Genomic DNA, 7,904 nt, shown 5'->3' with positions numbered 1-7,904 from the left:
GGGGGGGAGCAGCGGACCGGCTAGCGCGCGGCGAGCGGGGCGATGGCGGCCTTCGCGTCGTCCAGCTTCACGTTCACGGCCTTGGCCAGGCGCGTGCCGTAGTCCGCGTTGGCCGTGTAGAAGAAGCCGACCATGCGCGCCTTGACCTTCGCGTCACGCACGAGGCCCAGGTCGCCCGCCAGGTTCTTCACCAGCCGCTCCTTGCCGCCCGCGTCCAGCGCCGCGTAGAAGGCGCCCGCCTGCGAGAAGTTGTCCGTCTTGTCGATGGCCTTCTGCTGCGTGGTGCCCGACAGGGGCGAGCTGGACAGCAGCGCCGCGGGCGTGTCCTGCGTCTCCTTGGTGATGCTGGGCTCGTAGTTCACGTCCGACTTCGTGTTGGACGCGTTCAGCGCGCCGGCCTGGCTGTTGTTGTTCACCGGCGCCTTGGCGTGGTTCACGGCCAGCTGCAGGTAGTTGGCGCCAATGCGGTAGCGCTGCGTGTCCGCGTAGGAGAAGAGGCGGCCCTGCAGCAGCCGGTCCTCGGACGGCTCGATGCCCGGCGGCGTCACGCCCGGGGAGAAGGCGGACTGCTCGGTCTCCTCGAAGAAGTTGTCCGGCGTCTTGTTGAGCGTGAACTTGCCCAGCTTCACCGGGGGCAGCTTGTCCTTGGGCCACTCCTTCGTGGCATCCAGCGGATCAAACGCGAAGCCGTCCAGGTCCTTGGGGTCCAACACCTGCACGCTCAGCTCCCACGAGGGAAACTTGCCCTGCTGGATGGTGGTGTAGAGGTCGTGCGTCGCGTGGGAGAAGTCCTCGCCGCCCAGCTTCGTGGCCTCCTCCACGGTGAGGCCCTTCACGCCCTGCTGCGACTTCCAGTTGAACTTGACGTACTTCACCTCGCCCTTGGCGTTGACGAACTTGAAGGCGTGCACGCCGTTGCCGTCCATCTGCCGGTAGTTCGCCGGGATGCCCAGGTCCGAATAGAGCTGGGTCAGCATGTGCGTGGACTCGGGCTGGTGGCTGAAGAAGTCGAAGAAGCGGTTCGGGTCCTGCCGGTTGGTGATGGGCGACGGCTTCAGCGAGTGCACCATGTCCGGGAACTTGATGGCGTCGCGGATGAAGAAGATGGGCAGGTTGTTGCCGACCAGGTCCCAGTTGCCCTCGTCCGTGTAGAACTTCAGCGCGAAGCCGCGCGGGTCGCGCAGCGTCTCCGGCGAACCACTGGGGTGGATCACCGTGGAGAAGCGCACGAACATCGGCGTCGTCTTGCCCTTCTTGGAGAACACCGACGCGCGCGTCAGCTGCGAGAAGTCCCCGTAGCTCTCGAACGAGCCGTACGCGCCCACGCCGCGCGCGTGCACCACGCGCTCCGGGATGCGCTCACGGTCGAAGCGCGCCAGCTTCTCGATGAGGGCGAAGTCCTCCAGGAGGACGCCGCCCCGGGGACCGGCCGTCTTGGAGCTCTGGTTCGTCCCCAGCGGGGCGCCGGAGTCGGTGGTGATGGGAGGGGGATTGCCGGCCGCCAGGGCAGGGGTGCCAGACAGCAGGACCGCGAGCAGCAGGGAGCGACGGTTCAAGGGAACTCCAGGGGTGACGGGGGACACGGCTGTTGGACACAGCACGTCCCATGCCGCGCGGAATCACCCAGCAACTTCAAGGGCTTGGCGCGAAGTGGTGGAGGCGGACACCGACCCCTCGGTGATTTCACCGGGATTTCGGTATGCCTTTTCACCGCCCTGGCGGTGTTCCAGCCAGCACCGAAAATTCGGTGCTGGCCGCGACAGGCGTCCGAAGGGGGGATTGACGCCTCTCGTCAGCCGCGGTGCAGGCGTGCTGCTTCTCGCCATTCAAGAGGCGCGCTGCGGCATCGTTACCGGGGGTGCGGGCGCCCGGGTTCTTGAGCCCATTGGGGCGGGGCTCGGGTAGGGTGCGCGCATGTCAGGCCCGTTTATCGACGACGCGCGGATTGCTGAAGCGCGGAAGCTGGCGGACGAGATCGTCAACCCGATCTTCGACCTCATCCAACACAACACCACCGTCTCCAACGAGCGCACCGTGCTGCGCTTCTTCGGTCTCTCCGGTGCGGGGGCGCGCGGCGTACCGCTCGCCAACCTCATGGTGGACAAGCTGAAGGCCGCGGGCGTGCTCAACCGGGGCGCGGCCTACTGGTATGGCCGGGCGCTGCAACTGGGCGCCAAGAGCCCGCTGGAAGCGGTGGAGCGGCTCACCGCGCTGCCCACGGACAAGATGGGCGTGCTGTCGCCGGAGATGGAGGCGAACCTGCGCGACGAGGTGCGCTCGGAGGCCCGCGCGGCGATGGCGGAGTTGAAGGCGCGCATCGCCCAGCGCAACGCGCTTCGCGAGCAGTTCCCCATGTCACCCGCGCCGCACAAGTACGTCATCGTCGCCACCGGCAACATCTACGACGACGTGGACCAGGCCCGGGCCGCGGCGCAGGCGGGCGCGGACGTCATCGCGGTCATCCGCTCCACGGCGCAGTCGCTGCTGGACTACGTGCCGCACGGCGCGACGACGGAGGGCTACGGCGGCACCTACGCCACCCAGGAGAACTTCCGCGTGATGCGCGAGGCCCTGGACGACGAGAGCCGCAAGCTCAAGCGCTACATCCAGCTCACCAACTACTCCTCCGGCCTGTGCATGTCGGAGATCGCCTTCTGCGCGGCCTACGAGCGGCTGGACATGCTGCTCAACGACGCGATGTACGGAATCCTGTTCCGCGACATCAACATGCGCCGCACGTTCATCGACCAGTACTTCAGCCGCCGCATCTGCGCCCTGGCCGGCATCATCATCAACACCGGCGAGGACAACTACATCACCACGGCGGACGCGTACGACGCGGCCCACACGGTCATCGCCAGCCAGTTCATCAACGAGTGCTTCGCCAAGCGCGCGGGCCTCAAGGACTGGCAGCTGGGCATTGGCCACTCGTACGAGATTGATCCGTACCGCGACGACACGCTGCTCTTGGAGCTGTCGCAGGCGATGCTGGTGCGCCGCTGCTTCCCGGACGCGCCGCTCAAGTACATGCCGCCCACCAAGCACAAGGAGACGGACATCTTCTTCAGCCACGCGTACGACGTGATGGCGGACCTGGTGGCCATCTGGACGCGGCAGGGCATCCAGCTGTTGGGGATGATGACGGAGGCCATGCACACGCCGCTGCTCGCGGACCGGTACGTGGCGCTCAAGTCCGCCTCGTACATCCACCGCGCGGCGCGTGGAATCGACGAGGAGTTCACCGTCCGCGAGGACGGGAAGATCGCGAACCGGGCGCGCGAGGTGTTCGCCAACGCGGAGCAGCTGCTGCGCGAGTGCCATGCCGAGGGCATGGTGGCCGCCATCGGCAAGGGCCGCTTCGGCGACGTCAAGCGCGAGGAGACCGGTGGCAAGGGCCTGGACGGCGTGGTGCCGAAGGCTCCGGATTACTTCAACCCGTTCCTTGAAATGCTGGAGGCGTCATGATCGCCAGTACCCTGCTGACTGTGATGTTGGCCGCGGGCGGTTCCGCGGATGCGCTGACCAACGTGTCGGTGAAGAACGTGTCGCTCAAGGCCCCCGCGGCGTGGACGCGCTCCACGGCGGACGGCACGGAGAAGTTCCTGGCGCCTTCCGGGGACGCCTACTTCCTGGTGGACGTGGGCACGGTGCAGACCGCGGGCATGAAGGCGGAGGTCTGCCGCCAGAAGATCCTCGCGAGCATCGGCGGCACCAGCTGGACGATGGTGAAGGTGGGCGGCCAGCCGGCGGCCTGGAAGTCGGACACGGACGCGGCGCCGGACGGCAGCGGCAACGTGGACACGGTGACGTACGTGGGCTGCAACGGGAAGACGACGTGGTCGGTGGTCTTCTACATGGAGCAGGGCAAGAGCGAGCGCTTCGCCACGGTGGCCGAGAAGGTGGGCACCAGCGTGACGTTCACCCCGCCCAAGGGAAAGTAAGCCGATGGTGAAGCCGAGCAAGCAGATCATCCGCCCCTACGGCGACCGGCGCGACGACGGCATGGTGCAGTTGTCGTTCACGCTGCCGGTGCCCCTGTCGGAGAAGGCGAAGGAGGCCGCCGCCCAGTTCACGAAGCAGATGGGCTTCACCGACGTGAAGGTGGCGGCCGCCGAGCGCGCGGCGGACCAGTACACGTTCTTCGTCGTCTACGCGCGCTCCGCCGTGTCGCTGGACTACGCGGAGATCGACGTGCCGGAGGTGGTGGTGCGCAAGATGGGGTTCAACGACCTCAACGCGCTCATCAAGGAGAAGGTGGGCCGCCGCATCGTCGTCTTCGGCGCGTGCACCGGCACGGACACGCACACGGTGGGCATCGACGCCATCTTGAACATGAAGGGGTACGCGGGCGACTACGGCCTGGAGCGCTACCCGGGCTTCGAGGCGTTCAACCTGGGCAGCCAGGTGCCGAACGAGGACCTGATCAAGCGCTCCATGGCGAAGCACGCGGACGCCATCCTGGTGTCCCAGGTCGTCACGCAGCGCGACGTGCACAAGGACAACTCGCGTCAGTTCATCGACGCGGCGAAGGCCGCGGGCATCCACGGCAAGACGCTCCTGCTGCTGGGCGGGCCGCGCGTGGACCACAAGCTGGCGCTGGAGCTGGGCTTCGACGCGGGCTTTGGGGCGGGCACGAAGCCGTCCGACGTGGCCAACTACATCGTGCACGCGGTGTTGAAGAAAGAGGGCAAGGAGTCCCAGGACTCCCACTACCAGGGGGAACCCACGTGAGCACTGGCGTGAAGGCGGTACTGCGGCTGCGCATGGGCAGCCATGACGCGCACTACGGCGGCAACCTGGTGGACGGGGCGAGGATGCTCGGCCTGTTCGGTGACGTGGCCACGGAGCTGTGCATCCGCTCGGACGGGGATGAGGGCCTGTTCCGCGCCTACGACGCCGTGGAGTTCCTGGCGCCGGTGTACGCGGGCGACTTCATCGAGGCCGAGGGTGAGATCGTCAGCATGGGCAACTCGTCGCGCAAGATGCGCTTCGAGGCGCGCAAGGTCATCCGTCCGCGTCCGGACGTGAACGACTCCGCGGCGGACGTGCTGCCGGAGGCCATCGTCGTGTGCCGCGCGACGGGCACCTGCGTGGTGCCCAAGGACAAGCAGCGGGGGCAGAAATGAGCACGCCCATGGTGATCACCGCGGCCATGGTGGGCGCGGAGACGACGCGTGAGCAGACGCCGTACCTGCCCATCACCGCGGAGGAGATCGCCGAGGACGCGGCGAAGTGCCGCGAGGCGGGCGCCGCGATGGTGCACCTGCACGTGCGCACGGCGGACGGCAAGCCGTCCCAGGACGCGGAGCTGTTCCGCGCGGCCATCCGCGCCATCCGCAAGCGCACCGACGTGCTCATCCAGACGTCCACGGGCGGCGCGGTGGGCATGGATGTGGACGAGCGCTGCGGCGCGCTCACGCTCACCGGCGCGGACCGGCCGGACATGGCCACGCTCACCACGGGCACGGTGAACTTCGGGGAAGAGGTGTTCTGGAACCCGAGGCCGCTGGTGCGTGACATCGCGAAGCGCATCCGTGCGATGGGCCTGCGGCCGGAGCTGGAGTGCTTCGACGTGGGGATGATCGACGAGGCGCGCTACCTGGCGAAGGAGGGCCTGGTGGAGCTGCCGGGACACTTCGACTTCGTGCTGGGCGTGCCGGGCGCGTTGCAGGCGCGGCCGGAGGTGCTGGACTTCATGATCGCCGCGCTGCCGGAGGGCTGCACCTGGACGGTGGCGGGCGTGGGGCGTCAGCAGCTTCCGTTCGTGGACGAGGCCGCGAAGCGCGGCGGCAACGCGCGCGTGGGCCTGGAGGACAACATCTACCTGTCCAAGGGCGTGCTCGCGAAGGGCAACCATGAGCTGGTGGCCGAGGCCGCGAAGCGAGTCCGGGCCCAAGGCCGTGAGCCCGCGACCCCCGAGCAGGCCCGGCAGTTGTTGCGCCTGGGCTGAGTCGGTTCGCTGTGAACGAGCGGCCCGGGTGCGGTGAACGCCCCGGGCCTTCGTGTTTCCGCGAGAGCTTCATGCGGCCCGTCGTGGTCTCTTTCGTCGGGCTCAGGCCGCCCACGCCCAGCCCACGTGACCGTCGGGCCGCACCAGCATCCCGCCCACGTCCTTGAGTTCCGCGCGTGCAGCGGGGGCTCTCGCGCGCAGGTGCGTGACGTTCGATGGCCACCCCGGTTCCCAGCGGGGCAGGGCGCGTGCGCCGTCGCCCAGTTCCAGCAACACCCACCGGCCCGGGTGCAGGGCCGAGTAGAGCGGCACGTCCGTGCCGTCGTCCTTGCGCAGCGCCAGGTCATTCAGCCGACGCCCGCTCCATTCAGGCAACAGCGGCGCGTCCACCTGGGGTGTGGGGACTTCCAGCGCCGCGTAGCCCACGTCGAGCGCGCTGATGGAATCAGCGAACTCCCGGTTGAGCTTCGGTGCCCGCAGCAGGTCGCTCATCAGCGCGCGCAGGGCCAGGGTCTCCTGCGTGGCGCCCATGAGCGCGGTCTGCGCCAGGGTGTTGCGGATGAGTGCATCCCCGACGGGTCGGCGCTCACGCGAGTAGCTGTCCAGCAGCGTGTCCGGCGCGCCCTCCTTCACCACGGCCGCGAGCTTCCAGCCCAGGTTCATCGCGTCCTGCAAACCCACGTTGAGCCCCTGTCCTCCCGCCGGGAAATGGATGTGCGCGGCATCTCCCGCGAGCAGCACGCGTCCGTCGCGATACCGGTCCGCGAGCCGCGTTTCGTTGCCGAAGCGCGACAGCCACCGGGGATCCTTCATCCCGAAATCCGTGCCCGCGATGCGCGTGACGCTCTCCCGCAGCTCGTCGAGGGTGACGGGCTCGCGGAGCGGCACCTGTTCGCGGAGTGGATCATTGACGACGATGCGATGGATGCCCGGTGCCATGGGCACCACCATCACGCCGCCTCGCGTGTTCGCAATGCCGATGGCGGGCTGGGACGGCGGCGCTCCGAGCGTCACGTCTCCAAGCACCGCCGTGCGCGTCACGTCCGTCCCCGGGAACGCGATGCCCGCGAGCCTTCGCACCGCGCTCCGGGCCCCGTCCGCCCCCACCACGAAGCGCGCCCGCACCCGGAACGTGCCTGCTTCCGATGCGCCCTCCAGCTCCACCCCGTCCGCGTCCTGGCGCAACGCCTCCACGGTGTGGCCCCGTCGCACGGCCACGCCCAGATCCCGGGCCCGAGCCTCCAGCAGGGCCTCTGTCACGGCCTGCGGGATGAACAGCGTGTAGGGGAAGCGCGTGTCCAGGACGCTGAAGTCCAGGCGCGTGTCCAACATCGCGAAGTGCCCGGTGGGCAGCGGCCGTCCCCGCTCCAGGAAGCGCATTTCCAGTCCGCGCAGCGCCAGCACCTCCAGCGAACGCGGATGCAGCGTCAGGGCCCGCGACTCACGCACCGGCTCCGCGCGCCGTTCGAACACCTGGACGCGCACCCCCGCCAGCGCCAGCTCGCATGCCACCATCAGCCCGGTGGGACCTCCTCCCACCACGGCGACCTCAAGGACTTCCGCCATGCCGACCTCCTGCCCGAAGGCTCAACCTAACGTTGTTAGGGATCGACTAACGGTGTTAGTTTGTCAAGTCAGCGAGGGTCGACCGGGTCATGCGAATCCAGCGGGAGCAGGTGGTGGCGGCGGCGTGGACGCTGCTGGATGAGGGCGGCCTGGAGGGCCTGACGATGCGCGTGCTGGCAAAGGCGCTCTCCATCCAGGCCCCGTCGCTGTACTGGCACTTCCCGGGCAAGCAGGCGCTGCTGGACGCGATGGCGGACACGCTGCTCCAGGACGTGGCGCGCACGGTGACGGCGGACTCGCCCTGGGAGTCGGTGGTGCGCTCCGTCGCAGGGGACCTCCGGCGCGCGTTCCTCCAGCACCGGGATGGCGCTGTCTCTTATAGACATCT

8 protein-coding genes are annotated in these 7,904 nt (G+C 68.5%); 6 read left to right on the top strand and 2 right to left on the bottom strand.

The features are described 5' to 3' along the window. Positions 1-20: 20 nt before the first annotated feature. Positions 21-1,556: a catalase gene (locus D7Y13_RS34615; RefSeq protein ID WP_120583169.1), complete on the bottom strand. Its 1,536-nt coding sequence runs from the start codon at positions 1,554-1,556 to the stop codon at positions 21-23. Positions 1,557-1,914: 358 nt separating this feature from the next. On the opposite strand from D7Y13_RS34615, the gene kamD reads away from it, so the two are divergent. Genes kamD through kce form a run of 5 tightly spaced genes read left to right on the top strand, consistent with a single transcriptional unit; the run spans position 1,915 to position 5,950 of the window. Beyond that, complete coding sequence (gene kamD, locus D7Y13_RS34610; RefSeq protein WP_120535162.1) at positions 1,915-3,465, top strand: lysine 5,6-aminomutase subunit alpha; 1,551 nt, start codon at positions 1,915-1,917, stop codon at positions 3,463-3,465. Further along, on the top strand, positions 3,462-3,941 hold the full coding sequence (locus tag D7Y13_RS34605; RefSeq protein ID WP_120535161.1) for a hypothetical protein: 480 nt from the start codon (positions 3,462-3,464) through the stop codon (positions 3,939-3,941). Before kamD ends, D7Y13_RS34605 begins: the two co-directional genes overlap by 4 nt. 4 nt (positions 3,942-3,945) lie before the next feature. Next, the gene (kamE, locus tag D7Y13_RS34600; RefSeq protein ID WP_120535160.1) at positions 3,946-4,731 is read left to right on the top strand and encodes a lysine 5,6-aminomutase subunit beta; all 786 of its coding nucleotides are present in this window, start codon (positions 3,946-3,948) and stop codon (positions 4,729-4,731) included. Then, entirely contained in the window at positions 4,728-5,126 is a 399-nt protein-coding gene (gene kal, locus D7Y13_RS34595) for a 3-aminobutyryl-CoA ammonia lyase (RefSeq protein WP_199728875.1), read from the top strand. The genes kamE and kal overlap by 4 nt, the downstream gene beginning before the upstream one ends. Next, positions 5,123-5,950 (top strand): 3-keto-5-aminohexanoate cleavage enzyme, encoded by an 828-nt coding sequence (kce, locus tag D7Y13_RS34590; protein WP_120583168.1) that lies wholly within the window; start codon positions 5,123-5,125, stop codon positions 5,948-5,950. Before kal ends, kce begins: the two co-directional genes overlap by 4 nt. A 102-nt stretch (positions 5,951-6,052) precedes the next feature. Here kce and D7Y13_RS34585 read toward each other — a convergent pair whose 3' ends face one another. Further along, complete coding sequence (locus D7Y13_RS34585) at positions 6,053-7,516, bottom strand: FAD-dependent monooxygenase (protein ID WP_120583167.1); 1,464 nt, start codon at positions 7,514-7,516, stop codon at positions 6,053-6,055. 89 nt (positions 7,517-7,605) lie between these two features. On the opposite strand from D7Y13_RS34585, the gene D7Y13_RS34580 reads away from it, so the two are divergent. Continuing rightward, on the top strand, positions 7,606-7,904 hold a 299-nt coding region (locus D7Y13_RS34580), incomplete at its 3' end, for a TetR family transcriptional regulator (protein WP_120630921.1).

The sequence above is a fragment of the Corallococcus praedator genome (assembly GCF_003612125.1).
Classification (GTDB): Bacteria; Myxococcota; Myxococcia; order Myxococcales; family Myxococcaceae; genus Corallococcus; species Corallococcus praedator.
Note: the sequence above shows the minus strand (reverse complement) of the source record. Positions and strands in the feature narration are given on the sequence as shown.